We start from the raw sequence: 26,888 nt of genomic DNA, 5'->3' as shown, positions 1-26,888 counted from the left end.
CGCCGTACCCGGGGCCGCCGGGCCGGGCGGTCCCGGACGCGGGGGTGTCGTCGCCGCGGCCGTCGCCCGGAGCGTGCTCCGCGCCGTAGCCGGTGCGGGGGCCGTCTCCCGGGTCGTCGCCGCCGGGCCCGTGGTCCGGGTGCGGCGCCGGCTTCGGCGTGGTGCGGCCCCGCACCGCGAGGTGCCCCTCCAGGTCGGGGGCGACCGCCAGCGGGGCCGGGCTCCCGGCCGCGAGGCGCAGGGTGGACTCGCCGACCCGCAGCAGCGCGCCCGGGGGCAGGGCCACCGGCCGGGGGCCCACGGGGGAGCCGTCGAGGGTGGTGCCGTTCGTCGAGTTCAGGTCGGCCACCGAGACCCGGCCGTCCGCCGTCACCGTGACCGCGCAGTGCATCCGGGACACGTCCGGGTCGTCCAGCGGGACGTCGGCGTCGGCGGAGCGCCCGACGCGGATCTGTCCGCTGTGCAGCAGGTGCACCCCGCCCGCGTCGGGCCCGGCCACCACGTGCAGCTGGGGCGCCCCGAGGCCGTCCTCCGGCAGTACGTCCGGGACGGGCGCGTGCAGCGCCAGCACCGCCCCGTCGACCAGCGGGGGCTCGCCGAGAACCCGGCGCTGGAGGTCGAGCCGCTCCGCGCCGGCGTACAGCACGACCGTGCCGCCGGTGTCGGGGCCGCCGACGGTCGCCGCGAGCCCGGAGGCGACGGCGGCCAGGGCCGTCCCCGCGGGCGCGGTGACGAGCACGTCACAGCTCGCGGGGGCGGTCGCGCTCTGGTGGCCGCTGCGCGACCCGAGGACGGTCAGCCGGATCTGCATCGCAGTCAGCGGTCCCTTCTGCGCGGTGCGTGCGCCCGGCAGGGGAATCGCGGGACATGGCTGCCCGGTCACCCCCCACCCGGCACGGACGCGTCGTCCGGTCAGGTCTGCCGGAAGGCGGGGCTCCCGTCCCGTGCCGTCCGTACGGGTGCATCCTCGCACCTGTCGCCGACAACACGCCCGGCACCCGGCAACAAGTGATCTTGATCGGCGCCGGGGTGGTCCGGCCTACGTCGGGATCCGGACAGCGGGCCCGGGAAAGCGGGGAAAATCGCCCCCGGCATACCCGGCGAACATCACCCTCCGTACATATGTGCGGCAACCAACCTCCGTCGCCCGGCGTCTTCCCCGGGGACACCCCCTAGAGTGGGCCGGAAAACCCATCGATGGACGGCGGCGCGAAAACGTGCCGGCACGACGACAGCAGGGAGCGCGAGACGTGCGGCCAGTCGGCAGCAAGTACCTGCTCGAAGAGCCGCTCGGGCGCGGCGCCACGGGCACCGTCTGGCGTGCCCGCCAGCGGGAGGCCGCGGGTGCGGAGGCGGCCGTCGCCGGTCATCCCGGCGAGACCGTGGCCATCAAGGTCCTCAAAGAGGAACTGGCCCACGACCCCGACATCGTCATGCGCTTCCTGCGCGAGCGCTCGGTCCTGCTGCGCCTGACGCACCCCAACATCGTGCGCACGCGCGACCTCGTCGTCGAGGGCGACCTGCTCGCGCTGGTCATGGACCTCATCGACGGACCCGACCTGCACAAGTACCTCCGCGAGAACGGCCCCTTCACCCCCGTCGCCGCGAGCCTGCTGACCGCCCAGATCGCGGACGCGCTCGCCGGCAGCCACGCCGACGGGGTGGTCCACCGCGACCTCAAGCCCGCCAACGTGCTGCTCGACGAGCGCGGCGGGCAGATGAAGCCGATGCTGACCGACTTCGGCATCGCCCGCCTCGCGGACTCCCCGGGCCTGACCCGTACGCACGAGTTCGTCGGCACCCCGGCCTACGTCGCCCCCGAGTCCGCCGAGGGCCGCCCGCAGACCTCCGCCGTCGACATCTACGGCGCGGGCATCCTGCTGTACGAGCTGGTCACCGGACGCCCGCCGTTCGCCGGCGGCACCGCGCTCGAAGTGCTCCACCGCCACCTCAGCGAGGAGCCGCAGCGCCCCTCGACCCTGCCCGAGCCGCTCTGGACCGTCATCCAGCGCTGCCTGAGCAAGGAGCCCGACGAGCGCCCCAGCGCCGAGAGCCTGGCCCGCGGCCTGCGCGTGGTCGCCGCCGGCATCGGCGTGCACTCCGCGCCCTCCGAAGTGGAGGCCGCGCTCGGCGTCGGCGCACTGCTCGCCCCCGACCCCTCGCCCGCTCCGGTCCCCGCGACCCCGGGCGTCGGCGACGCCACCCAGGTCCTGCCCGCCTCCGCGGGCTCGCCCATGGGCGGCTACGACCCGAACGGCATGACCAGCGTCCTGCCCCCGATCGGCGCGGCCGACGCGACCTCCGTGCTGCCGAGCACCGGGCCCGCGGGCGCCGCCGACCCGACGTCGGTGATGCCTCCCGTACAGCGGCCGGACCAGCCGCACCCGTGGGAGTCGCAGATGCGCGCCGTCCGCGACCGCAACGAGCAGACGCAGATGCAGTACCTCGACCCGGGCGAGGACCCGCTGCGCCGGCGCCCGCAGCGGCAGGCGCCCCCGCCGCCCCCGCCGCAGCAGCGGCCCCAGCAGCGGCCCCCGCAGGGCGCGCAGCAGCAGCAGCCGTACCGCCAGGGCCCGCCGCCGCAGCAGTACCAGCAGCCGCAGCAGCCCCCGTACCAGCCGCAGCAGCAGTACGCGCCCCCGCCGCCCCAGCACTACCAGCCGCAGCAGCACCAGCCCCAGCAGTACCAGCAGCCGCAGCAGGCGCAGCAGCCCCAGTACCGGCAGCCGCAGCAGCCCCCGCAGGGCCCGCCGCCGCAGCAGCGGCCGCCGCGGGAGCCCCGCGAACCCCGGGAGCCCCGCCGCCGCAGCGCCAACCCGGTGCGGATCCCCGGCCTCGGCTGCCTCAAGGGCTGCCTGGTCATGGTCCTGCTGTTCTTCGTCGCGGGCTGGCTGGTCTGGGAGCTGACCCCCCTCCAGGAGTGGGTCGGCACCGGCCGCGGCTGGTGGGACCAGCTGTGGACGTGGGGCACCGATGCCGCCGACTTCCTCGGCTCCATCGGCGACTCCACGGGCTCCGGGAGCTCCGGCGCGCCCTGAACCGGGCCGTCGTAGTGCCGAGTTCGTGGATTTGTCGACTTCTGGGACGTGATTTCGCCCCAAGAAGTGAAGGTCGCCGTGAATCGGGCCCCCTACTGGCTTCCAACCCCCACCCGGCCGCGTAGCTTTGGTGCGTACGCCAGCCGCTGAGGGAGCAGTCGTGGCACGGAAGATCGGCAGCCGGTACACCGCGCACCAGATCCTGGGGCGCGGCAGCGCGGGCACGGTGTGGCTGGGCGAGGGGCCGGAAGGCCCCGTCGCCGTCAAACTGCTGCGCGAGGACCTCGCGTCCGACCAGGAGCTGGTCGGACGGTTCGTCCAGGAGCGCAGCGCGCTGCTCGGCCTGGAGCACCCGCACGTCGTCTCCGTCCGCGACCTCGTCGTCGACGGCAACGACCTCGCCCTCGTCATGGACCTCGTCCGCGGCACCGACCTGCGCACGCGCCTCGACCGCGAGCGGCGGCTCGCGCCCGAGGCGGCCGTGGCGATCGTCGCCGATGTCGCCGACGCGCTGGCCGCGGCCCACGCGGCCGGGGTCGTGCACCGGGACGTCAAGCCCGAGAACGTGCTGCTCGACATGCAGGGCCCGCTCGGCCCCGGCGGATCCCACCCGGCACTGCTGACGGACTTCGGCGTCGCCAAGCTGATCGACTCCCCGCGGCGGGCCACCACGGGCCGGGCCTCGGCCCCGACCACCCGCATCATCGGCACCCCGGACTACCTGGCCCCCGAGATCGTGGAGGGCCTGCCCCCGCGGGCGGCCGTCGACATCTACGCCCTGGCCACCGTCCTGTACGAGCTGCTGGCCGGGTTCACCCCGTTCGGCGGCGGCCACCCCGGCGCGGTGCTGCGCCGGCACGTGACCGAGACGGTCGTCCCGCTGCCCGGGATCCCCGACGAACTGTGGCAGCTCGTCGTGCAGTGCCTGGCCAAGGCCCCGGCGTCGCGGCTGCGGGCCTCGGAGCTGTCGGCCCGGCTGCGCGACCTGCTGCCGATGCTGGCCGGGATGCCTCCGCTGGACGTGGACGAGCCCGACGACGTCGGTCCGGGCGAACCGGAGCCCGAGGAGCCGCCCGCCGACCCGGTGCGGCGCCGCGGCGTGGTTCCGCTGGTGCCGGGCTCCGCGACCGACTCCAACCGGGACACGCACACCTCGATGCGGGTACCGGGTCCGGACGAGCTGGCGGGCGGCGCGCTCGGCACCGCCCGCGTCCCGAGACCGGCCGGCGGCCACCGCCCCGGCGCGGCCCGGCACCGTGCCGAGGCCGCGCGCAAGCGGCGGCTGGTGCTGTCCGCGTCGGCGCTGGCGCTCACCGCCGTGGTGGGGGTCGGCACGTGGCTCGCGCTCTCCGGCGGCGAGGAGACCCCGCCGCCGCGGGACACCAAGAACTCGGGCACCCGCTCCCCGTAGCCGCGCCCCGAGGACGCGCCCCGTTGGCCGCGCCCCCGTAGCCGCTCCTCCCGGGGCGCGGTTCCGTTACGCCGCCACCAGCTCCGGGTGCCAGCGGCGGGCCACCGCCGGGTGGGCCCGTACCCAGCCCTTCAGCTCGTTGCGGCCGTACTCCGCGTGCAGCGGGTTCCCCGCGTCGTGCGCCACCCCGGGCGCCGCCCGCAGGTAGTCGCCCGGGACGGTCTCCACCACCGCGTCCAGCCGCGGGTTGTAGAAGAACGGTACCGAGTAGCGCTCCATCGACCCCGGCGGGCTGACCACCCGGTGGTCGGTCGCCGTCAGGTAGCCCTCGGTCGCGATCTCCAGGAGCTCGCCCAGGTTGACCACGAAGGCCCCGGGCAGCGGCGGCACGTCCAGATAGCCGCCGTCGCGGACCACTTGGAGCCCGCCGACCGAGTCCTGGAGCAGCAGGGTGAGGAATCCGTAGTCCTTGTGGGCGCCCACGCCCTGGTCGGTGCCGGACGGGGCCGAGCCGGGGTAGCGGATCAGCTTGGTGTGCAGGTGCGGCCGGTCCGCGAAGGCCGCGTCGAAGAAGCCGGCCGGAGCGCCGATCGAGGCCAGCAGTTCCCGGAGCAGCCGGTGGGCCACCGAGGCCAACCGGGCCTGCCACTGCAGTACGGCGCCGCGCAGCTCGGGCAGGGCCGCGGGCCACTGGTTGGGCCCCTCCAGCCACAGGTACGCCGGATCGTCCGGCCCCAGCGCCGGCGCGGGCCGCTCGGCGCCCACGTCCAGCTGGTCGCGCCAGTCCGAGGCCCCGCCGGTCAGCTCGGAGCCGATGCGGGTGTAGCCGCGGAAGTGCGGGGAGCGCAGGTTGCTCACGGCGAGCCGGTCGGCCTCCGGGAGGGCGAAGAACGCCCTGGTGAGTTCCAGGATCCGGGCGGTCTCGGCATCGGTGACGCCGTGCCCGGTCAGGTGCAGGAATCCGGTGTCCCGGGCGGCCGCGTGCAGCTCGTTCAGGAAGACGGCCCGCAGGGCCGGGTCGTCGGCCCGGGAGAGGTCCAGGACGGGGAGGGTGTGCGCGGACGGCATGACGGCTCCGTTTCGGATGTCACGGGGTCCTGTTCCCAGAGGTGGCGGGGCCGCGGGTGGAGGGGGCCGCCGGCAGGGGTGGCGCCGGGACCGTGGGCCGCGTGCAGGACCCAAGTCGGATCGGGGTGGATCAGGCTCGGTGAGGGTCCGGCGGCTGACAGCCCGTCGTCGTGACGCGCATGAGGTCCACGTGACGCCGCTTGACGAGGCGCGTGACGACGAGAACGGTCATAACGTGAGCGTACGCCCGTACGACCCGCCACCAGTACGGGTGATTCGGCCTGCCCGGACGGCGGCCTCCGGGGACCGGCTACGCTGGACCCGTGGCAGTCGTCGATGTTTCCGAAGAGCTGAAGTCCCTCTCCTCGACCATGGGGTCGATCGAGGCCGTCCTGGACCTCGACAAGCTGAGGGCCGATATCGCCGTGCTCGAGGAGCAGGCCGCCGCGCCGTCCCTGTGGGACGACCCGGAGGCCGCCCAGAAGATCACGAGCAAGCTTTCGCACCTCCAGGCCGAGGTCCGCAAGACCGAGACCCTGCGCGGGCGCATCGATGACCTCGCGGTCCTCTTCGAGCTCGCCCAGGAGATGGACGACGCGGACACCCTCGTCGAGGCCGAGGCCGAGCTGATCTCCGTCCGCAAGGCGCTGGACGAGATGGAGGTCCGCACCCTGCTCTCCGGCGAGTACGCCGAGCGCGAGGCCCTGGTCAACATCCGTGCCGAGGCCGGAGGCGTCGACGCCTCCGACTTCGCCGAGCGCCTCCAGCGCATGTACCTGCGCTGGGCCGAGCGGCACGGCTACCCGACCGAGATCTACGAGACCTCCTACGCGGAGGAGGCCGGCATCAAGTCGACCACCTTCGTCGTCAAGGCCCCGTACGCCTACGGCACCCTCTCCGTCGAGCAGGGCACCCACCGCCTCGTGCGCATCTCGCCCTTCGACAACCAGGGCCGCCGCCAGACCTCCTTCGCGGGCGTCGAGGTGCTGCCGGTCGTCGAGTCCAGCGACCACGTCGAGATCGACGAGGGCGAACTGCGCGTCGACGTGTACCGCGCCTCCGGCCCCGGCGGCCAGGGCGTCAACACCACCGACTCGGCCGTGCGCATCACGCACCTCCCGACCGGCATCGTCGTCTCCTGCCAGAACGAGCGCTCGCAGATCCAGAACAAGGCCAGCGCCATGAACGTCCTCCAGGCCAAGCTGCTGGAGCGGCGCCGCCAGGAGGAGAAGGACAGGATGGACGCCCTGAAGGACGGCGGCAGCTCCTGGGGCAACCAGATGCGCTCCTACGTCCTGCACCCGTACCAGATGGTCAAGGACCTGCGGACGGAGTTCGAGGTCGGCAACCCGCAGGCCGTTCTCGACGGCGAGATCGACGGCTTCCTGGAGGCCGGGATCCGCTGGCGCAAGCAGCAGGAGCAGACCGCCTAGAGCGGTCGAGCAGTCGACGAGTCCGGATCCGCGAGCCGTACGGGCTCCCGGACCGGAGAAGGGCCCGGACACCTGCCTACAGGTGTCCGGGCCCTTCGTCCTGCCGGGGGTGATCGGTGCGCGGCGCGTCCGCGCCGGCGTCCGCCTCCTACGCGGTCTGCTGGACCACGAGGGCCAGCGCCGCCACGAGGACCACCATGAGCGCGATCAGCGTCACGGGGTTCAGGCCGGAGAAGGGGCCCTCGTGCTCCCGCTGGAGGCGCTCCCGGTTCGCCCGGCACACCGGGCAGCGGCCCTGGCTGACGGGTGCGGCACAGTTCGCGCACACGAGCCGGTCATATGTCATGCGCTCCTCCTCTCGCCCTCGGTTCCGCTTGGTACAACGGCGGCGGGAACCGGTCCGTTCCCCCTACCACTGTGCCAGCTTCCCCGGCATTCGGCGCGGCCCCTCCGGGGGGTCCCGGCCGGGACCCCTCCGGACCAGGGGATAAAACGGGCAACTCCGGATGCCGGGTCCACACCCCGCGCCCGTTCGCGTATGGTCACGCACACCTACTCCCGGCGACCGTGGTGCATCCGTGATCCGATTCGACAGCGTTTCCAAGTCCTACCCGAAGCAGAACCGCCCCGCACTCAGAGATGTCTCCCTGGACATCGCGAAGGGCGAGTTCGTCTTCCTGGTCGGCTCCTCCGGCTCCGGCAAGTCCACCTTCCTGCGGCTGATCCTGCGCGAGGAGCGGGCGAGCCACGGCCAGGTGCACGTCCTCGGCAAGGACCTCGCCAAGCTCTCCAACTGGAAGGTCCCGCAGATGCGGCGCCAGCTGGGGACCGTCTTCCAGGACTTCCGGCTGCTGCCCAACAAGACGGTGGCCGAGAACGTCGCCTTCGCGCAGGAGGTCATCGGCAAGCCCCGGGGCGAGATCCGCAAGGCGGTCCCGCAGGTGCTGGAGCTGGTGGGCCTCGGCGGCAAGGAGCAGCGGATGCCCGGCGAGCTCTCCGGCGGTGAGCAGCAGCGCGTGGCCATCGCCCGCGCCTTCGTCAACCGCCCGGCCCTGCTGATCGCGGACGAGCCCACGGGCAACCTCGACCCGCAGACCTCCGTCGGCATCATGAAGCTGCTGGACCGGATCAACCGGACCGGCACCACCGTGATCATGGCGACGCACGACCAGCAGATCGTCGACCAGATGCGCAAGCGCGTCATCGAACTCGAACAGGGCCGTCTCGTACGCGACCAGTCGCGCGGCGTCTACGGCTACCAGCACTGAAAGGACGCCATGCGCGCCCAGTTCGTCATGTCGGAGATCGGCGTCGGCCTCCGTCGCAATCTCACCATGACCTTCGCGGTCATCATCTCCGTGGCCCTGTCGCTGGCCCTGTTCGGTGGCTCCCTGCTCATGCGCGAGCAGGTCGGCAAGATGAAGGGCTACTGGTACGACAAGGCCAACGTCACGATCTACCTGTGCAACAAGCAGGACGCGCAGGAGGCCAGTGAGTCCAGCACCAAGGCGGACGGCACTCCCGCCCAGGCCGCGGGAGTCACCACCTGCCTCAAGGGCGCCGTGACGGCCGACCAGAAGAAGCAGATCGAGACCGAGCTCCAGCAGATGGACCTGGTCAAGTCCGTCGCGTACGAGTCGGCCGACGAGGCGTACAAGCACTACCAGGAGCAGTACGGGCACACCGCGCTCGCCTCCTCCATCACCCCGGACCAGATGCAGGAGTCCTTCCGGGTCAAGCTCAAGAACCCGGAGAAGTACAAGGTCGTCACCTCCGCCTTCGCCGGGCGGGACGGCATCCACACCGTCGACGACCAGCGCCAGGCCATCGACGTCCTCTTCAAGATCCTCAACTACGTCAACATCGCGGCCCTCGGCATCATGCTGATCATGCTGATCGTGGCCCTGCTGCTGATCGTCAACACGGTGCGCGTCTCCGCCTTCAGCCGAAGGCGGGAAACCGGGATCATGCGGCTGGTGGGCGCCTCCAGCTTCTACATCCAGGTCCCGTTCATCATGGAGGCCGCCGTCGCCGGTCTCATCGGCGCGGTCATCGCCTGCCTCATGCTCGTCTCCGGGCAGTACTTCGTGATCGACCACGGCTTCGAACTGCGGACCAAGATCCAGATCATAGACTTCATGGGCTGGAGCTCGGTGATCGCGAAGCTCCCGTACGTGTTGTTCATCGGCCTCCTGATGCCCTCGGTGGCCGCCTTCGTCGCGTTGCGCAAGTACCTGAAGGTGTGACAAGCGCCCCGCGAGCTGTCCGGTCAACCCTCCGTGCCGGCGCGGGGCTTGTCCTAGACTCGGCGCCATGCCGGCTCCGCCCGCCCTCTGTCTCCGGCCCCGCGACCCGCGTCGCGGGGCCGTCCTGACGCTGGCCTTCCTCGCGGCCGTCACCGCCGCCGCGGGCACCGGCTGCTGGGACCGCGCGGAGCCCGCCGCCCCGGCCGTCCGCGCGGCGGGCGCCGCCGCCCCCGTACCCGCCCAGGAGCCCGCGCCGCGCCGCGCGAGCGGGACCGCCGACCGGGAGGCCGTCGCCCGGGCCGCGGCCGAGGCCGTCGCCGAGGGCAAGTCCGGCAAGAAGGCCGCCCAGGAGGTGGTCAGCCGCAGCGGAGACCGCTGGGGCACCGTCTACGACCAGGGCGAGTACGCGGCCTTCGCCGAGGACCTCGACGGCCGCTGGACCGGGGTCGGGCTCTGGGCGGAACGCGTCCGCGACGGCCTGATCGAAGTCGACAAGGTCCAGCCCGACAGTCCCGCCGCCCGGGCCGGCCTGCGCGCCGGCGACCGGCTGCTGAGCGTCGACGGGCACGCCGTCACCGGCCTCGCCGTGAACGACGTGGTCGCCCTGCTGCGCGGGGCGGCCGGCACCCCCGTCGTGCTGAACCTGAGCCGGGGCGGCGCCGACCTCACCGAGACCGTCCGCCGCGAGGAGCTGCGCGCCGACCCGGTGACCGTACGCCGGCTGCCCGGCGGGATCACCGTCATCAAGGTCGCCTCCTTCACCCGCGGCTCGGGCGAGCGGGTCAGGGCCGCCGTCCGCGAGGCCCCGGCGGGCGCCGGGGTCATGCTCGATCTCCGCGGCAACCCGGGCGGGCTGGTCGCCGAGGCGGTGACGGCGGCCTCCGCCTTCCTGGACGGCGGGCTGGTGGCCACGTACGACGTACGGGGTGAGCAGCGCGCCCTGTACGCGGCCCCCGGCGGCGACACGGCCCGGCCGCTGGTGGCCCTGGTCGACGGCGGCACGATGAGCGCGGCCGAACTGCTGACGGGCGCCCTCCAGGACCGCGGCCGGGCGGTGGCCGTCGGCAGCCGGACCTTCGGCAAGGGCTCGGTGCAAATGCCGACCGCGCTCCCGGACGGTTCGGTGGCCGAGCTGACGGTGGGCACGTACCGCACCCCGGGGGGCCGCAGCCTCGACGGCGCCGGCATCACCCCGGACCTGGCGGCGGGCGACGGGGCCGAGGAACGGGCCGCCACGGTATTGGGTGGCCTCGGGGTGGGTCCGTAGTGCGAAAATGACCGCACTATGGCTAAGGAAAAAGGGCGCAAGCTGATCGCCCAGAACAAGAAGGCGCGCCACGACTACACGATCCTCGACACCTACGAGTGCGGTCTCGTGCTCACGGGAACCGAGGTCAAGTCCATGCGCCAGGGCCGGGCCTCGCTGGTCGACGGCTTCGTGACGATGGAGAGCAACGAGGCGTGGCTCTACAACGTCCACGTGCCGGAGTACAGCCAGGGCACCTGGACCAACCACAGCGCCCGGCGCAAGCGCAAGCTCCTCATGCACCGCGAGGAGATCGACAAGCTGGAGCGCAAGGCGCAGGAGTCGGGGCACACGATCGTGCCGCTGGCCCTCTACTTCAAGGACGGCCGGGCCAAGATCGAGATCGCGCTGGCCAAGGGCAAGAAGGAGTACGACAAGCGGCAGACGCTCCGCGAGAAGCAGGACACGCGCGAGACGAACCGGGCGGTCTCGGCCGTGCGGCGCAAACAGCGGGGCACGGTTTAACCTCCTGGCACGTGGTGGTCCACTTCGCGTAGGATGGCGTCAGCGCCTCCCGCTCGCGGTGGGGCACGTTGATAAAAAAACATGGGGATGATCGGTTTCGACAGCGGATGTCGATGCAGGGGAAGCGAGCCGAGGAAGCGGCAATGATCTCGCTAACCACATGTCGCAAACAATAATCGCCAACACCAAGAGCGATAACTCCCGCTTCACCCTCGCTGCCTAATAACAGTGAGCTGAAGCCTCTGTGAGGAGCGTCAGCCCGGAAGTGGTCCCGGTCCGGATCCTGGCGTCAATTAGGGATCTAAACCTCTAGCCCCGGTCACGGGGGTTGGAGGGAAATCAAACAGTGACTGAGCCCGTCGGAGACTTGTCCGTGTGATCTCCGGGGCTGAGAAAAGCGCAGCGGACTGCGCTCGGAGAAGCCCTGCTTCTGCACCGTTGGACGCGGGTTCGATTCCCGCCATCTCCACCACCCCATGTAAGCCTCTGACCTGCGAACACTCGCAGGTCAGAGGCTTTTTCATGCCCTGGGGCACCGTGCGGGCACAGCGCCCCCTGCGCGTCGTCGGCCGACCGGCACGGTGACGGACGGTGCCCCAGCGAGGGGGCAGTGGCTGTCGCCGTCGTCGGCGTGCGCCATGTCGTTCCTCCTCTCCGTCAGTCGCAGGGCTGGAACACCCCCGCTCTCTGCCGAGTGGCCCGGCCGTAGTGGAGGCAGGGGCGATACCTGAACGCAGGACCGATTCCTCCACGAGCAGCGCAAAGCGGTGACGACCGTCCCGGATGACGTGTGATCGGGCCACGCGGGCGGCTGCCGCTTCGTCGACGTCCGTCGCGGTCTGGTGAAAGGCGCCGTAGGCGCTCAGGACAGCCCGTGCGTAGCTCTCGCTCTGGAGCAGCCCGGGTACCACGTCGGAGCAGTGCACCCGGAAGGATCGCGTTCGTTCGAAGAGGGGGACGACCTTCTCCTGGAGATGCCGTGGGCCGGCGCGGTTCAGCCTCTTCCACTGGACATACATGGAGTCGGCGCTTCGGGCGGCGGCGATCAGGTCAGGGGCCTGGTCGGGGGCTCCGCAGACCTGGCACCAGGCGCGCACGTCGGCATCGGTGGAGGCTGCTTTCGCATGCTCGATGAGGGACGTCTTGGCCGGGTGCCAGCCGCAGGCGACAGACAACTCGTGCCCGGCCAGCCCGGCGTCCGGCCGCATGTCCCGCAGCCTGGTGGCGAGAGCGACACGAGCGGCCTGGACGCTGGACAGGGGCGAGGACATCGATGGAGATCCGGACCTGCCTGGGGCGGTCAGACCTTGTAGTCGTCGAACGGTACGGCGCGCTTCCAAACCGTCTCGAACGCGGTCGCGCACAGCTCGGCTACACGCGGATCATCACACATCTCCCCACCTGCGGAGCCCCCGTTGCCGGTGAAGTGATTCCACCGGATGACGCGGTCATCGATGAGCCAGAAATCATTCCCGGGCAGGGCGATGTCCGAAGCCTGGCGACGGGGGAGATAGCGCAGTTGCTCACCGGCGGAGATGTTGACCGGGGCGCCGACGTGACCGTACCGGGCGTAGTCGCTCAGCGGCTCGGAGACGATCCTCGCCCTTCGAACCTGTACCCCTCTCGCCACCGTCCGGCGGACCAGGCTGACCCAGGCGCTCCAGTAAGCGGAGCCGGGGTCCGTCTCGCGCTCCCCGGTGCGCTGCCAGTCCGCGAAGCCCTGCGATTCGTGTGCCACGCCGTACGCGTCACGCATCTCCAAGTGCAGGGCTGAGTGCTGGGCTGAATCGAGCAGTTCGTCAAAGCTCGGTACCGGCACGTCGTTCTGCGGCATCGCACGCCTCCCTCAAGATCGACACCATGCGGACGGGAATCCGGATTACTGCCTCGCTGTCGGGGATTGTCCCGGTCTCCAGGCGCTCGGCCCACGTCACGTCGTCGGCCTTCCACCCCTGCAAGACCACGTCAGCGTTGTTCTCATCCACCCATACCGCCGGGCACTGGCCCGTGTCCGTGTTCGGGTCGACCCCCACGAACCGTAGCGGCATGTTCGCCTCCTGTGTCGAGCCGATTGCGAGATCTTGCGCGTGGCTCACCCAAAAACCAGCGAGCCGCCGCACGAGGCCATGGCAATGCTGAAGTTGGCCGTATCCGCTGTACCGAAGGCATGAGGGCCACGCCACTCCGCCCTGCCAGGGCACGGGGGGCAAGGGGGGCGAGAAGAGGTCCGCGGCCTTCCGAATGCCGAGGTCCGACGCGAGCTCGATCCGCCGGACTGGGCCCATCGGCTGCAGCGCTGGCGCAAGACGTTGATCTGGACGGCCAGTTTGGAGCGCCGGTATCGGACGGCGGCCGTCCTCGTGCTGGGAGCGCACCAGTGTGCGGTCGCCCACCGGGCGCGGAAGACCCCCTGGGGGCCATCGGCGGCCGACATGATCGAAAGGACCCTGTCGGGCGCTGAGCTTGCAGTGCTGAACGCGTGGAGGCGCTGGCCCAGGCGTGCAGAGAAGTCGAAGGGGCACCGGAAGGACGCGCTACGAAACCACGCCGTGCCTTACGCGCCGCGATGTCGGCGGTGGCCCAGGACTGAGAGATGCCCGGCCCACCAGCCGATGGCGTGTGTTCGGCGCTGCCGAGTCGCGGTCGCGGGCCACGGCCTCCATGAGCCGCCGGGCGTTGGCGGGGGAACGGAGCAGGTAGACGGTCTCCTGCCACGCGTCGTAGTCGGCGGCGGACATGAGGACGGCGTTGCCGTTCTTGGAGGTGATGCGTACCGGGTCGTGGTCGGTGTTGACGCGCTCGATCAGCGAGAAGAGCGTGGCGCGGGCTTCGCCGGCGCTTACGGACATGGCATCCACTCCCATCCCAGTCGTACGGGCCCACCCTACGGAGACCGGTAGGGGAAATCCCTGGAACTCCCGTCCCCGGGGCACAGGCGAAGGCCCCGCAGAGTCGGGGCTGCGGGGCCTTCGTCAGGGGGTGCGGCGGGGGTCTGTCAGCAGACCGGCACCTTGTTGAGGTTCTTCGCGTAGCGGGCGGCGATCCAGCCACGGCCGTCGGCGAGCTTGTACCAGATCGCGTTTCCGTCGACGGTCTGGCCGTTGACCTTGCACTGGACGGCGACGACGTCGCCGGTCAGGGCCTTGCCCGTCTTCGCGTACCCGGTGCCCGGGCCCGAGTGGATGCCGAGGCCCTTGCCGGGGGAGACGATGCGGGCCTTCGGCTTCGGGGTCTCGTGGTGGCCGCCGCACTTCTTGCAGGTGCCGGGCTTGCCGGGCTTGCCGGAGTCGCCCTTCGGGCCCTTGGGGCCCTGGGGTCCCTGCGGTCCGATCGGGCCGCGGTCGCCCTTCGGGCCCTTGGTTCCCTGGGGGCCCTGGGTGCCGGTGGTTCCCTTGTCGCCCTTGGTTCCCTTGGCGCCCTTGGGGCCGGCCGGGCCGCGGTCGCCGCGCGGGCCCCGGTCGCCGCGGTCGCCCTTGTCGCCCTTGGGGCCGCCGGACGGGCCCTGCTCCCCGCGCGGACCCTCGGGCCCCCGGGGACCGGCGGGGCCGGTGTCGCCGCGGTCTCCCTGGTCGCCGCGGTCGCCCTTCTCGCCCTTCTCGCCCTGGGGGCCGGGGCGGCCCGGCTTGCCGTGGTGGCCGGGCTTTCCTTCGTGGCCGGGCTTGCCGTCGTCGCCCTTCGGGCCGGTCACCGGGGTGGCGACGCCGAACAGGGCCGTCTCGCCGGTGCCGGTGGCCCATTCGCCGCCGTCCAGCGTGGTGCCCTCGGGGGCGTCCGTGTCCACGCGCAGCGCCACCCCCAGCTGCGTCCGCGCGTCGCGGGGGAAGGCGAAGCCGGCGCGGGTCCCGGCCTCGCAGGTCAGCAGCCGGGCGTCGGAGGAGCGGGTGCACGGGGCGGCGGCGCGCTGCCCGTTCCAGTAGAAGCGGGCCTCCGGGAAGGTCGTACGGTCCGGCGCGGTGATGCGGAACGTGCCGCTGGTGACCGGCTCCGCACCGCTGACGGCGGCGATGACGACGCGGCCCGTGCGCCCCGGGGCGATCGAGGGCAGGTACGGCTGGGAGAGCCGGAGGCCGGCCGAGTCGGCCAGGGCCGGGACGGCGGGTACCAGACAGGTCGCGGTGACGGCAGCGACGATCAGGGCAGCGGGCACGGAACGGGAAGAAGGCACGGGGAAGTTCCTCCGCAAAGGGAAGGGCGCTGGGGAGACACCCCAGTTATGTCCGATTACGGGCGAAAGCGGTGCGTACCACGCGGGAGTGATCACTCGGCCGCCGCATGAATCCGCCCGCGGCGGCCGCCGGGAGGGCGAGCGCGGCCGCCGCCGCGGGCAGCAGGTAGGCCGTCGTGGTGCCGAAGCGGTCGACGAGAAGGCCGGCCGAGGCGGCGCCCGCGGCGATGCCCGCGAGGAGCGCGGTGACCGCGAGGGTCATGCCCTCGTTGAGGCGGCCTTCCGGGATCCGGGCGTGGACCTGGGCCATGGCGGTGACCATCGTCGGGGCCGTGGCCATCCCGGCCAGCAGGAGCGCGCCGGCCAGGGCGGGCAGGGAGCCGGCGGCCGCCGCGGCCCACGGGAGGGCCATCAGGGCGGCCATCGCGGACAGGCAGAGCGGCAGGCCGCGGGGGCGCAGGGTGCCGTAGACCAGGCCGGCCGCGCAGGAGCCCGCCGCCTGGAGGGCCAGTACCGGCCCGGAGGCGGCGCCCAGTCCGTGCGCGGCGAGGTGGGCGATCGAGGCGACCTCCATCGAGCCGAAGACGACGCCGGTGGCGAGGAACACGGGCAGGAGCGGACCCAGGGCGCGCAGCGGGGACGCGCCGTCCCGCCGCGCCGCCGACACCGGGGGTTCCGTGGCCCGCCGGGAGGTGAAGACCAGCATCCCGGCCAGGAGCAGCGCCGCGGCCGTGAGGGTGCCCGCCTCGGGGAAGACGGAGGTGCACAGCACGGCCGCGAGGACCGGGCCGAGCATGAAGCACAGCTCGTCGGCGGCCTGTTCGAAGGACATCGCGGTGTGGTGCGCGGCCGGGGAGCCGCGCAGCAGGTGGGTCCAGCGTGCGCGGGACATGCCGCCGGTGTTCGGGGTGGTGGCGGTCGCGGCGTACGAGGCGAAGAGGGTCCAGACGGGGGCGTCGAGGCGGACGCAGGCGACCAGGGAGAGGGAGCCCAGGACGGCGATCAGGGCCGCGGGGAGCGCGATCCGGGCCTGGCCGTGCCGGTCGACCAGCCGGGCCGTCCAGGGAGCGACCAGGGCCGTGGCGGCCAGGCCGGTGGCGGTGACGGCCCCGGCCAGGGCGTACGAGCCGCGCTGGTCGGCGATCATCATGACCGCGCTGACCCCGAACATGCCCATCGGGAGCCGGGCGAGCAGGTTCCCGGCGGTGAAGGCGCGGGTGCCGGGGAGGTCGAACAGCCGGCGGTACGGGCCGTGGGCGCGGGCCCGCCGGCCGGGGGCCGGGGCCGCGATGACGAGGGTGGAGCCGGTGACGGTCATCCGGGGCACACGGGCGCCGCCCCCGGCGCCGGAAGCGGCCCGGGCGGAAGCGGCCCGGGCGGTCGCGGTGCGGGCGGCGGCGCCGCGGGCGGAGGCGCCGCGGGCGGAGGCGGCCGGGGCGGCGGCAGGGGCGGCGGCAGCCGGGGTGGGGGTGGCAGCGGAGGCGGCAGGGGTGGGCGCGGTGGGCATGGTCACAGCCTCGGGTCCGGTCCCGGCCCGGGTCCAACACCTGTTCAGAGCCCATTCACCCCTCTGCGTTGTTAGTCTCCGGGGGTGATGCCCCGCGATGTGGAACCCCGGCTGCTGCGCGGCTTCGTCGCCTGCGCGGAGGAACTGCACTTCACCCGGGCAGCCGCCCGCCTGTACGTCGCCCAGCAGGCCCTCAGCCGGGACGTCCGGCGCCTCGAACGGGACCTGGGCGCCGCCCTGTTCGTACGGACCACCCGGCAGGTGGAGCTGACGCCCGACGGGGAGCGGCTGCTGCCCCTGGCCCGCCGGGTGCTGCGCGCGCACGAGGAGCTGGCCGCGGCCTTCGGCGGGGGCGCCGAGCCGCGCGCGCTGCTGGTCGACGTGAACACCGACGGGCCCGGCACCGGCCGCACCGTCCTGGAGCGGGCCCGCGAACTCGCCCCCGACTGCGAGCTGATGGCCCGCTTCGAGAGCGGGCTGACCCATGCCGCCGCCGAGATCGCGGCCGGGCGGCTCGACGTCTCGTTCGGGTACGCCGACGGGCTCGGCCCGGCGCTGCGGGCCCGCCTCGAACGGTGCCCCGTACGGTACGAGCCGCTCGCCGTGCTGCTGCCCGAGGGCCACGCCCTGGCCGGCCGGGACGCCGTACCGCTGGACGCGCTGGCGGGGGAGTCCGTGTACGCCGGGGCCGGGAACCCGCGGACCCTGGAGTGGACGGGCCTGGCGCGCGAACTGTTCGCCGGCCGGGGCATCGAGGTCGCGCCGCCCGCGCCGGTCGCCATGGGCAAGGAGGAGTTCGGGCGGGTGATGGCCAAGACCGGCAACCCGGTACTGGTCGCGGTGGACTTCCCCGACATGCCCGGCTGTGTGAAGCGGCCGCTGACCGGGCCGGTGCCGCTGTCGCCGCTGTCGATGGTGTGGCGCAAGGGCTTCGGCCACCCCGGCCTGGACGCCCTGCGCACCGCGGCCGCCGGACTGGCCGCCGAGCGCGGCTGGCTCGTACCGCCCGCCGGCAGCTGGACCCCGGGAGGCTCACATCCGGCCCCGCGGGCGGGTGAGAGCAAGGTATCCCGGCGGTCATCGGGCGGGGACCGGGGCTGAAACGCGCCGTTCCTACCGTCGTCACCACGGACGCGACAGCTGTGGAGGCGTGTGATGACCGGTACGACCGCACCGCGCAAAGGGGGCCGCTGGATCGAGCGGTGGGACCCCGAGGACGAGGTCTTCTGGCGGGAGTCGGGGGAGCGGACCGCCCGCCGCAACCTCCTGTATTCCGTACTGTCCGAGCACATCGGCTTCTCCATCTGGTCCCTGTGGTCCGTGATGGTGCTCTTCATGGGCCCCGGATACGGCGTCGACCCCGCCGGGAAGTTCTTCCTCATCGCGACCGCGACCTTCGTCGGAGCCCTGGTCCGGGTGCCGTACACCTTCGCCGTCGCCCGGTTCGGCGGCCGGAACTGGACCGTCGTCAGCGCCCTGCTGCTGCTCGCGCCGACCGCGGCCGCGCTGGTCGTCATGGAGCCCGGGACCTCGTACGGCACATTCCTGCTGGTGGCCGCCCTGACGGGGGTGGGCGGCGGGAACTTCGCCTCGTCGATGACGAACATCAACGCCTTCTTCCCGCTGCGCAAGAAGGGCTGGGCGCTCGGGCTGAACGCGGGCGGCGGCAACATCGGCGTCCCCGTGGTGCAGCTCGCGGCGCTGCTGGTCATCGCCACCGCCGGAGCCGGGCACCCGAGGCTGCTGCTCGCCGCCTACCTGCCGCTGATCGGGGCGGCGGCCGTACTCGCCCTGCTGCGGATGGACAACCTCGCGCCCGTGCGGAACGACACCGGCGCGGTGCGGGAGGCCGTGCGCGAGCCCCACACCTGGATCATGGCGTTCCTGTACGTCGGCACCTTCGGGTCCTTCATCGGCTACAGCTTCGCCTTCGGCCTGGTCCTCCAGACGCAGTTCGGCCGGACCCCCCTCCAGGCCGCCTCGCTGACCTTCGTGGGGCCGCTCCTCGGCTCACTGGTCCGGCCGGTGGGCGGGGCGCTCGCGGACCGCTTCGGCGGGGCGCGGATCACGCTGGGCACCTTCGTGGCCATGGCGGCGGCGACCGGGGTCGTGATCCTCGCCTCGGTGCGGGAGTCGCTGGCGGTGTTCCTGATCGGGTTCGTCGCGCTGTTCGTCCTCAGCGGGCTCGGCAACGGCTCGACGTACAAGATGATCCCGGGGATCTTCCAGGCCAAGGCGCTCGCCCGGGGCATGGACGGCGAGGGCGCGGCGGCGTACGGGCGACGGCTGTCGGGGGCCTCCATGGGGCTGATCGGCGCGGTCGGGGCGCTCGGCGGACTCGGCATCAACCTGGTGTTCCGGCAGGCGTTCACCGCCTCCGGATCCGGGACGGCCGCCTTCGTGACCTTCCTCGGCTTCTACGCGCTGTGCTGCGCCGTGACCTGGGCGGTATACCTTCGCCGGCCGGCCGCCGTGATCGTCGCGGCGCCCGGCGCGGCGGCGAAGCCGCAGCTCACCTCGGTGTAACGGCGGTTAACGGCCGCGAAATACGGTGGAACCGAGCCTGACACGCCGTGCGGGCAGGCTCGGTTCCCGCGCCCGCGACCGCTTCCCCACCGCCTCCCGGGGCGCGACACCGACCCACTGGGCAAGGCAGGTCACATGTACGAGCACAGGCAGCACACCGGTCCGGGCCCCCTCTCGGGCTTCACCGTCGGGGTGACCGCCGCCCGGCGGGCCGACGAGCTGATCGCCCTGCTGCGCCGCCGCGGGGCCGCCGTCGTGCACGCGCCCGCGCTGCGGATCGTGCCGCTGGCCGACGACAGCGAGCTGCTCGCCGCCACGAAGGAGCTGCTGGGCCGCGCGCCCGACGTGGTGGTCGCCACCACCGCCATCGGGTTCCGCGGCTGGATCGAGGCCGCCGACGGGTGGGGGATCGGCGAGGCGCTGCTGGAGCGGCTGCGCCGGACGGAACTGCTCGCGCGCGGGCCGAAGGTGAAGGGCGCCGTCCGGGCCGCCGGGCTCGTGGAGACCTGGTCGCCGGAGTCGGAGTCGCTGGCCGAGGTGCTGGAGCGGCTGCTGTCGGCGGGCGTGGCCGGCCGGCGGATCGCGCTCCAGCTGCACGGCGAGCCGCTGCCGGGTTTCGTGGAGGCGCTGCGGGAGGGAGGCGCCGACGTCGTCGTCGTCCCGGTGTACCGGTGGATGGCGCCGCAGGACCTCGCGCCGCTGGACCGGCTGCTCGACGCCGTGGCCGGCGGCGCGGTGGACGCGGTCAGCTTCACCTCGGCGCCCGCGGCGGCCTCCCTGCTGTCCCGGGCCGCGGAGCGGGGCGTACGGGAACCCGTGCTCGCGGCGCTGCGGGGCCCGGTGCTCTCCGCGTGCGTGGGGCCGGTCACCGCGCTGCCGCTCCAGGCGCACGGGGTGGACACGGTGCATCCGGAGCGCTTCCGGCTGGGCCCCCTGGTGCAGCTGCTCTGCCAGGAACTGCCGGGCCGGGCCCGGGTCCTGCCGGTGGCCGGGCACCGGCTGGAGGTGCGCGGGCACGCGGTGCTGCTGGACGCGGAGCTGCGGCCCGTACAGCCGGCCGGGATGGCGCTGCTGCGGGCGCTCGCGCGGCGGCCGGGCTGGGTGGTGTCGCGGGCGGACCTGCTGCGGGCGCTGCCGGGGGCGGGGAGCGACGAGCACGCCGTGGAGACGGCGATGGCCCGCCTCAGGGTGGCGCTGGGCACGCCGAAGCTGATCCAGACGGTGGTCAAGCGTGGGTACCGGCTGGCGCTGGACGCGGGCGGGGACCTCAAGTACGCGGACGTGCGCCCGGGATGACGCCGACCCCTCCGTGGGCTCCCGGCGGGCGCCCGCGGTGGCCGGGGCGCCCTGGCCGCGGGTCTGGGCACGGTCCGCGGGTCTGGGCACGGTCCGCGGGTGTCGGCTAGCGTGCCGGGATGATCATTGACGGAGTGGAGATGAGGGGGCTGGAGCCCGGGGACGCGGCCGGGCTCGCCGACGCGATGGTCCGCAACCGGGCGCATCTGGCCCCCACCGAGCCGTACCGGCCCGCCGCCTTCTACACGGAGGCCGGACAGCTCGCCCGCATCGAGGAGGAGCTGGCCCTGCGGGACGCGGGCCGGTCCGTCCCGTACGTGTACGTCGATGCGGCCACGGGCGCCCCCGTCGGGGCGATCACGCTCCGGTCCATCGTCCTCGGGCCGCTGTGCAGCGGCGGCATCGGCTACTGGGTGGACCAGGCGTGGAACGGCCGGGGGCTGGCCACCGCCGGCCTGGAGGAGGTCTGCCGGGCCGCCCGCGACGAGGTGGGCCTGCACCGGGTCGAGGCCGGGACCCTCGTCGGCAACCTGGCCTCGCAGCGAGTCCTGGCGAAGGCCGGCTTCGAGCAGTACGGGCTCGCCCCGCGCTACCTCCACATCGACGGCGCCTGGCGCGACCACCGCCTGTTCCAGCGGCTGCTGCACGAGGACCCGCCGCCGGCCGGCGGCTGACGGGCGCCGAAGCGGCACGTCCCGGTCCGCCCGGGGGCTTCCGCCCCGCCCGGCCCGCGGGCACTCTGGGAGGAGCGACGGCGGCCGGGCCGCGGCGGGCGAGGCGGTGACGGGCATGTGGTTCGACTCCGGGAGGCTCTGCCTCGACCTGGTGGCCACGTGCGCCCCCCACGAGGGGCTCGCCGACGGCGACGACCTGCGGCTGTGGCTCGTCGGGGCCGGGCTGGTGCCCGACCGGACGCCGCTGGCCCGGCCGGGCCCCGACTGGGTCGCCGCCTTCCGGGACCTGCGCGGGGACGTGGAGTTCCTCGTACGGGCGGAGCCGCGCCCGGGGGCCGGCCCGCCCACCGCCCGGCCGCAGGCCCCCGCCCCGCCCCCCGCAACGGCGCACGCCCTCGCCCGGGTCAACGCGCTGGCCGCCGGACCACCCCCGGGCCTGTGCGCGGTACGGGACCAGGAAGGGCACCTCGTACGGGAGTTGTGCGGGGGCGTCGGATGCGGCGCGCTGCTCGCCGCCGTCGCCCGGGACGCCGTCGAGCTGCTGACCGACCCCGGCGACCTGGCGCTGCTGCGGGCCTGCGAGGGCGACGGCTGCACCCGGGTCTACCTGGACACCTCCCGCGGCCACCGGCGCCGCTGGTGTTCCAGCGAGCTGTGCGGCAACCGCGAGCGCGTCGCCCGGCACCGCCGGCGGGTCCTGGCGGCCGGGCCGCGGTAGGCCGCGTACCAGCCCGCGAGACCGGTTCCGGAACGGGCATGCGGACAGGCCGCGGATTCGCGTACGGTTGACGGTCGCCCATGCACGTCAGAAGGGGGCCTTGGTGGCCGCGCAGAATGCCGCTGTCGACAGCACGGCGGATTCCGTCCGCGATCGGGAGATCGGGGTCGAGCAGACGCATCTCGACCAGGTGTACCGACGCCTTGAAGAGAAGATCCACGAGGCCGAGTTCCTGATGAACGACGCCGCGAAGCGGGGCCAGGTGGGGACGCCCGGCGCCCTCGCCGAGCGCGACGCTCAGGTCTTCCGGGCCGGTATCCACCTCAACCGGCTCAACAACGAGTTCGAGGACTTCCTCTTCGGCCGCATCGACCTGGTCCTCGGCAAGGACGGGGAGCGCGGGCCGGACGGCGCGTTCACCTCGGTCGAGCCGGCCGACGACGCGATCCGCGAGGACCTCACGGCCGACATCGCCGAGACGCTGCACATCGGCCGCATCGGGGTCCTGGACTCCGACTACGCGCCGCTGGTCATCGACTGGCGCGCGCCGGCCGCAGCGCCGTTCTACCGCTCCACGCCCAAGGAGCCCGGCCGCGTCGTGCGCCGGCGCGTCATCCGCTCCAAGGGCCGCAAGGTGCTGGGCGTGGAGGACGACCTGATGCGCCCGGAGGTCACCGCCTCCCTGGACGGCCGGGAGCTGCCCGCCATCGGCGACGGCGCCCTGATGGCCGCCCTCGGGCGGGCCCGTACGCACTCGATGCGGGACATCGTCTCCTCCATCCAGGCCGAGCAGGACCTGGTCATCCGGGCGCCCGCCGCGTCCGTGGCCGAGGTCGCGGGCGGGCCGGGCACCGGCAAGACCGCCGTCGCCCTGCACCGCGCCGCCTACCTGCTCTACCAGGACCGGCGCCGCTACTCCGGCGGCATCCTGATCGTCTCCCCGACGCCGCTGCTCGTCGCGTACACCGAGGGCGTCCTGCCCTCCCTCGGCGAGGAGGGCCAGGTCGCCATCCGGGCGCTCGGCTCGCTGGTCGACGGCGCCGAGGCGACCACGTACGACGACCCGGCCACGGCCCGGATCAAGGGCTCGTCCCGGATGCTCAAGGTGCTGCGCAAGGCCGTACGGGGAGCCCTGGAGCTCGGCGGTGACACCGGCGGGGCGCCCGACCGGCTGCGCGTGGTGGCCTTCGGGCGCCGCCAGGAGCTGGAGTCCGCCGAACTCGAACGCATCCGGCAGAACGTGCTCAGCGGCACCGCCCCCGTCAACCTGCTGCGCCCGCGCGCCCGCAAGCTGCTGCTCGACGCGCTGTACGCGAAGTCCGGCGGGTCCGGCCGGCACAGCGACCCGGAGCTGGCCGCCGAGCTGCGCTCCGCCTTCGACGAGGACGTGTCCACCGAGGACGCCTTCATCGGCTTCCTGAACGCCTGGTGGCCCGAGCTGACCCCGCGCGCGGTCCTCGCCTCGATGGCCGACGAGCGCCGGCTCGGCCGCTGGTCGCGCCGCGACCTGAGCCCGCGCGAGACCCGCCAGCTGGCCCGCTCGCTGCGCCGGGCCGGCCCCGACGGCAAGGGACCCCTGTCGGTGCACGACGTGGCGCTGCTGGACGAGCTCCAGCTGCTGGTCGGTGCGCCCGCCCGGCCGAAGCGCAGGCGCGAGATGGACCCGTTGGACCAGCTCAGCGGGCTGGAGGAGCTGATGCCGACCCGTGAGGAGACCCAGTGGGAGCGGGCCGAGCGGCTCGCGGCGGAGCGCACCGAGTACGCGCACGTCATCGTGGACGAGGCCCAGGACCTGACGCCGATGCAGTGGCGGATGGTGGGCCGCCGCGGCCGGATGGGCACCTGGACGGTGGTCGGCGACCCGGCGCAGTCGTCCTGGACCGATCCGCAGGAGGCGGCCGCGGCCCGCGACGAGGCCCTGGGCAGCCGTCCGCGCCGCCGGTTCACCCTCACCGTGAACTACCGCAACCCGGCGGAGGTCGCCGAGGTGGCCTCCCGGGTGCTGCGCCTGGCGATGCCGGGCATGGAGCCGCCGACCGCGGTGCGCTCCACGGGCCTGGAGCCCCGTTTCACGGCCGCCGGGGGAGACCTGGGGGCCGCGGTGCGGGAGGAGACGCGGCGGCTGCTGGAGCAGGTCGACGGCACCGTCGGCGTGGTCGTGGCCATGGACCGGCGCGCGGAGGCCGCGGGCTGGCTCGCGGAGCTCGGCGGGCGGGCGGTCGCGCTGGGCAGTCTGGAGGCCAAGGGGCTGGAGTACGACGCCACGGTGGTGGTCTCCCCGGCGGAGATCGCGGACGAGTCCCCGGCGGGCCTGCGGGTGCTGTACGTGGCGCTGACGCGCGCGACCCAGCAGCTCACGGTGGTCTCCGCGGAGCGCGACCGGCCCGGCGCGGACGGGGTCCCGGAGCTGCTGCTGCCGTAGCCGCCGGGCCGTACGGCCGGATGGTCGGCAGCCGGGAGCGTGGTGTCCGAAATCCGCCTCCGGGAGGGGGATCACTTCCGGCGATCCTTTGTTAGCCTGGTAACGGCACCGACTCGATCCAAGCCCCCGGGCCCAACCTTCGTCGCTTAGAGCGACCACTTGCCGCGAGGCGAGCATGGCGGGTCGGTGTCATAGACGTCAGCAGTACCCGACAGCACTCGGCAGTGTCCGAGGTGGCTCGTCACACCAGGTCCGCGCCCTCCACTCCGTGGGGGGCGCGGACCTGTTTTGTATTAACCCACCATTCCGCACGCCCCCACTATCTCGTATGGTGGAAGTGTCTTTCCGAAATTTGTAGCTGGTTACCTTGTACCGGCTGGTAGGTGGGACGATCGGACAACAGGTCCTGCCACGCCTGCCGTGCGCGGGGCTCTGTGTGTACAGCGAAAACCAGGGACAGAAGAGGAACACGGCCATGGCAACGGCGCCCAGCGTCTCGTATTCGATGACGGTCCGCCTGGAAGTGCCCGCGAGCGGTACCGCGGTCTCCCAGCTCACCACCGCCGTGGAGTCCTCCGGCGGCTCGGTCACCGGCCTCGATGTGACCGCCTCCGGTCACGAGAAGCTCCGGATCGACGTCACCATCGCCGCGACCTCCACCGCGCACGCCGACGAGATCGTCGAGAAACTGCGCGGCATCGAGGGCGTGAGCCTCGGCAAGGTCTCCGACCGCACCTTCCTGATGCACCTCGGCGGCAAGATCGAGATGGCGTCCAAGCACCCCATCCGCAACCGCGACGACCTCTCGATGATCTACACCCCGGGCGTGGCCCGCGTGTGCATGGCGATCGCCGAGAACCCCGAGGACGCGCGCCGCCTCACCATCAAGCGCAACTCCGTCGCAGTCGTGACGGACGGCTCCGCCGTCCTGGGCCTCGGGAACATCGGCCCGATGGCCGCGCTCCCCGTCATGGAGGGCAAGGCGGCCCTCTTCAAGCGCTTCGCCGGCATCGACGCCTGGCCGATCTGCCTCGACACCCAGGACACCGACGAGATCGTCGCGATCGTCAAGGCGATCGCCCCGGGCTTCGCCGGCATCAACCTGGAGGACATCTCCGCGCCGCGCTGCTTCGAGATCGAGGCACGGCTGCGCGAGGCCCTCGACATCCCCGTCTTCCACGACGACCAGCACGGCACCGCGATCGTGGTGCTCGCCGCCCTCACCAACGCGCTGCGCGTGGTGGGCAAGGCGGTCGGCGACGTCAAGGTCGTCATGTCGGGCGCCGGCGCGGCCGGTACGGCCATCCTGAAGCTGCTGCTCGCGGCGGGTGTGAAGAACGCGGTGAGCGCCGACATCCACGGCGTCGTGCACGCGGGCCGCCCCGACCTCGTCGACGCGGCCGCCGATTCCCCGCTGCGCTGGATCGCCGACAACACCAACCCCGAGGGCTACACGGGCACCTTGAAGGAGGCCGTGGTCGGAGCCGACGTCTTCATCGGCGTCTCGGCCCCGAACGTGCTCTCCGGCGACGACGTGGCCGCCATGGCCGAGGGCGCCATCGTGTTCGCTCTCGCGAACCCGGACCCCGAGGTGGACCCGGCGATCGCCCGCCAGACGGCCGCCGTCGTGGCCACCGGCCGCTCCGACTTCCCGAACCAGATCAACAACGTGCTGGTCTTCCCGGGCGTCTTCCGCGGCCTGCTGGACGCTCAGTCCCGCACCGTGAACACGGACATGATGCTGGCCGCGGCCGCCGCACTGGCGGACGTCGTCGGCGAGGACGAGCTGAACGCGAACTACATCATCCCGTCGGTGTTCAACGACAAGGTCGCCGGCGCGGTCGCCGGAGCCGTCCGCAAGGCCGCCTCGGGGGCCTGACGGCCGGTGTGAGCGCCCTCACGCCCCCCTGATCCCGGCGCGTCGCGAGATGCGGGCCCGCCGGGCCGCCTCTAGGGTTGCGGGGATGCCCGTGCGGTCCGCGGTCCGCATCGACCGAAGGCGGACGGAGCGTCACCGCCGCGTGACTGTGGCGCTTTTCGTGTGACCCCGGCGGGTGCCGGATTGGCTTTCCCGCCGCTGGTGGGGGCAGGATGCGTAACCGGGCGAGAGGGTCTGACGTTCAGACCCGGGTCCGGGGACTGTCCGAGGGCCCTGGCAGCATCGGCTTCGATCTCACGCCTCTAAGGCAAGTTGAACACGGGAGTACAACATGAACCGCAGTGAGCTGGTGGCCGCTCTGTCCGAGCGCGCCGAGGTGACCCGCAAGGACGCCGACGCCGTTCTGGCCGCGCTCGCCGAGACCGTTGGCGAGATCGTCGCCAAGGGCGACGAGAAGGTCACCATCCCCGGCTTCCTGACCTTCGAGCGCACCCACCGTGCCGCTCGCACCGCGCGCAACCCGCAGACCGGCGACCCCATCCAGATCCCGGCCGGCTACAGCGTGAAGGTCTCCGCGGGCTCCAAGCTCAAGGAAGCCGCCAAGGGCAAGTAGTCCGCCCTTGTGCCGAGGGCCGCACCGGCCCCCGGGACGGCAGCGTGACGCAGGAACGCCGAAGGGCGGATCCGCAGCGCAAGCCCTTCCTGTACGGCGTCGTCTGCGCGGCCGGGATCGC

Annotated in this window: 23 protein-coding genes, 1 other RNA gene and 1 pseudogene; 16 read left to right on the top strand and 9 right to left on the bottom strand. The window is 73.1% G+C overall.

Annotated features, from left to right (window positions below):
* Positions 1-811, bottom strand: an 811-nt coding sequence (locus ABT106_RS20660) for an FHA domain-containing protein (RefSeq protein ID WP_351279332.1), incomplete at its 3' end; no start/stop codon positions are given.
* Between the two features lie 439 nt (positions 812-1,250).
* On the opposite strand from ABT106_RS20660, the gene ABT106_RS20655 reads away from it, so the two are divergent.
* Both ABT106_RS20655 and ABT106_RS20650 read left to right on the top strand, forming a co-directional pair.
* Positions 1,251-3,038: a serine/threonine-protein kinase gene (locus ABT106_RS20655; RefSeq protein WP_351279330.1), complete on the top strand. Its 1,788-nt coding sequence runs from the start codon at positions 1,251-1,253 to the stop codon at positions 3,036-3,038.
* Positions 3,039-3,198: 160 nt separating this feature from the next.
* Positions 3,199-4,449, top strand: coding sequence for a serine/threonine-protein kinase (locus ABT106_RS20650; protein WP_351279328.1), 1,251 nt, complete (start codon positions 3,199-3,201; stop codon positions 4,447-4,449).
* 66 nt (positions 4,450-4,515) lie between these two features.
* Here the strand turns inward: ABT106_RS20650 and ABT106_RS20645 are convergent, their stop codons facing one another.
* Complete coding sequence (locus ABT106_RS20645) at positions 4,516-5,517, bottom strand: isopenicillin N synthase family dioxygenase (RefSeq protein WP_351279326.1); 1,002 nt, start codon at positions 5,515-5,517, stop codon at positions 4,516-4,518.
* 323 nt (positions 5,518-5,840) lie between these two features.
* Between ABT106_RS20645 and prfB the strand changes: the two genes are divergently transcribed.
* Positions 5,841-6,950 carry a peptide chain release factor 2 gene (gene prfB, locus ABT106_RS20640; protein WP_351279324.1) on the top strand — a complete coding sequence of 370 codons (1,110 nt, stop codon included), beginning with the start codon at positions 5,841-5,843 and terminating at the stop codon, positions 6,948-6,950.
* A 148-nt stretch (positions 6,951-7,098) separates the two neighbouring features.
* Here prfB and ABT106_RS20635 read toward each other — a convergent pair whose 3' ends face one another.
* Positions 7,099-7,296, bottom strand: coding sequence for a hypothetical protein (locus ABT106_RS20635; RefSeq protein ID WP_267726351.1), 198 nt, complete (start codon positions 7,294-7,296; stop codon positions 7,099-7,101).
* A 232-nt stretch (positions 7,297-7,528) separates the two neighbouring features.
* Between ABT106_RS20635 and ftsE the strand changes: the two genes are divergently transcribed.
* The 5 genes from ftsE (at position 7,529) to ssrA (ending at position 11,439) form a co-directional block, all read left to right on the top strand.
* Entirely contained in the window at positions 7,529-8,218 is a 690-nt protein-coding gene (ftsE, locus tag ABT106_RS20630) for a cell division ATP-binding protein FtsE (protein ID WP_267726349.1), read from the top strand.
* Positions 8,219-8,227: 9 nt separating this feature from the next.
* A complete protein-coding gene (ftsX, locus tag ABT106_RS20625) occupies positions 8,228-9,196 on the top strand; it encodes a permease-like cell division protein FtsX (RefSeq protein WP_351279321.1) in 969 nt (322 codons plus the stop codon).
* Positions 9,197-9,263: 67 nt separating this feature from the next.
* Positions 9,264-10,463: a S41 family peptidase gene (locus tag ABT106_RS20620; protein ID WP_351279318.1), complete on the top strand. Its 1,200-nt coding sequence runs from the start codon at positions 9,264-9,266 to the stop codon at positions 10,461-10,463.
* Between the two features lie 18 nt (positions 10,464-10,481).
* Positions 10,482-10,967 (top strand): SsrA-binding protein SmpB, encoded by a 486-nt coding sequence (gene smpB / locus ABT106_RS20615; RefSeq protein WP_351279315.1) that lies wholly within the window; start codon positions 10,482-10,484, stop codon positions 10,965-10,967.
* Between the two features lie 83 nt (positions 10,968-11,050).
* Positions 11,051-11,439: a transfer-messenger RNA gene (ssrA, locus tag ABT106_RS20610) on the top strand.
* A gap of 253 nt (positions 11,440-11,692) precedes the next feature.
* Here ssrA and ABT106_RS20605 read toward each other — a convergent pair.
* The 6 genes and pseudogenes from ABT106_RS20605 to ABT106_RS20580 all read right to left on the bottom strand — a co-directional run.
* Positions 11,693-12,238: pseudogene (locus tag ABT106_RS20605) on the bottom strand (Scr1 family TA system antitoxin-like transcriptional regulator); the annotation flags it as partial.
* Between the two features lie 29 nt (positions 12,239-12,267).
* On the bottom strand, positions 12,268-12,801 hold the full coding sequence (locus tag ABT106_RS20600; protein ID WP_351279312.1) for a DUF6879 family protein: 534 nt from the start codon (positions 12,799-12,801) through the stop codon (positions 12,268-12,270).
* On the bottom strand, positions 12,767-13,063 hold the full coding sequence (locus ABT106_RS20595) for a hypothetical protein (RefSeq protein WP_351279310.1): 297 nt from the start codon (positions 13,061-13,063) through the stop codon (positions 12,767-12,769). The genes ABT106_RS20600 and ABT106_RS20595 overlap by 35 nt, the downstream gene beginning before the upstream one ends.
* Positions 13,064-13,501: 438 nt before the next feature.
* Positions 13,502-13,816 (bottom strand): type II toxin-antitoxin system Phd/YefM family antitoxin, encoded by a 315-nt coding sequence (locus ABT106_RS20590; protein WP_351279308.1) that lies wholly within the window; start codon positions 13,814-13,816, stop codon positions 13,502-13,504.
* Positions 13,817-13,962: 146 nt separating this feature from the next.
* Entirely contained in the window at positions 13,963-15,132 is a 1,170-nt protein-coding gene (locus ABT106_RS20585; protein WP_351279305.1) for an SH3 domain-containing protein, read from the bottom strand.
* Positions 15,133-15,178: 46 nt separating this feature from the next.
* Complete coding sequence (locus ABT106_RS20580; RefSeq protein ID WP_351279335.1) at positions 15,179-16,450, bottom strand: MFS transporter; 1,272 nt, start codon at positions 16,448-16,450, stop codon at positions 15,179-15,181.
* A gap of 276 nt (positions 16,451-16,726) precedes the next feature.
* Between ABT106_RS20580 and ABT106_RS20575 the strand changes: the two genes are divergently transcribed.
* The 8 genes from ABT106_RS20575 to ABT106_RS20540 all read left to right on the top strand — a co-directional run bounded on the left by ABT106_RS20575 (position 16,727) and on the right by ABT106_RS20540 (position 26,767).
* Positions 16,727-17,740, top strand: a complete 1,014-nt coding sequence (locus ABT106_RS20575) for a LysR family transcriptional regulator (protein ID WP_351279302.1) — start codon at positions 16,727-16,729, stop codon at positions 17,738-17,740.
* 54 nt (positions 17,741-17,794) lie between these two features.
* Positions 17,795-19,165, top strand: a complete 1,371-nt coding sequence (locus tag ABT106_RS20570) for a nitrate/nitrite transporter (RefSeq protein WP_351279300.1) — start codon at positions 17,795-17,797, stop codon at positions 19,163-19,165.
* 135 nt (positions 19,166-19,300) lie between these two features.
* Positions 19,301-20,461: a uroporphyrinogen-III synthase gene (locus ABT106_RS20565; RefSeq protein WP_351279297.1), complete on the top strand. Its 1,161-nt coding sequence runs from the start codon at positions 19,301-19,303 to the stop codon at positions 20,459-20,461.
* A gap of 119 nt (positions 20,462-20,580) precedes the next feature.
* On the top strand, positions 20,581-21,135 hold the full coding sequence (locus ABT106_RS20560; protein ID WP_351279294.1) for a GNAT family N-acetyltransferase: 555 nt from the start codon (positions 20,581-20,583) through the stop codon (positions 21,133-21,135).
* A 115-nt stretch (positions 21,136-21,250) separates the two neighbouring features.
* Entirely contained in the window at positions 21,251-21,853 is a 603-nt protein-coding gene (locus tag ABT106_RS20555; RefSeq protein WP_351279292.1) for a CGNR zinc finger domain-containing protein, read from the top strand.
* A gap of 103 nt (positions 21,854-21,956) precedes the next feature.
* Positions 21,957-24,275, top strand: coding sequence for a HelD family protein (locus tag ABT106_RS20550; protein WP_351279289.1), 2,319 nt, complete (start codon positions 21,957-21,959; stop codon positions 24,273-24,275).
* A gap of 475 nt (positions 24,276-24,750) precedes the next feature.
* Complete coding sequence (locus tag ABT106_RS20545) at positions 24,751-26,154, top strand: NAD-dependent malic enzyme (RefSeq protein ID WP_267726323.1); 1,404 nt, start codon at positions 24,751-24,753, stop codon at positions 26,152-26,154.
* Positions 26,155-26,485: 331 nt separating this feature from the next.
* Positions 26,486-26,767, top strand: a complete 282-nt coding sequence (locus ABT106_RS20540; protein WP_007264399.1) for an HU family DNA-binding protein — start codon at positions 26,486-26,488, stop codon at positions 26,765-26,767.
* Positions 26,768-26,888: the final 121 nt, after the last annotated feature.

It is taken from the genome of Streptomyces sp. NPDC002044, assembly GCF_040296725.1.
In the GTDB taxonomy this organism is placed as follows: Bacteria; Actinomycetota; Actinomycetes; order Streptomycetales; family Streptomycetaceae; genus Streptomyces; species Streptomyces antarcticus.
The sequence above is the reverse complement of the archived record's forward strand: the minus strand, read 5'-3'. Positions and strand labels throughout refer to the sequence as shown.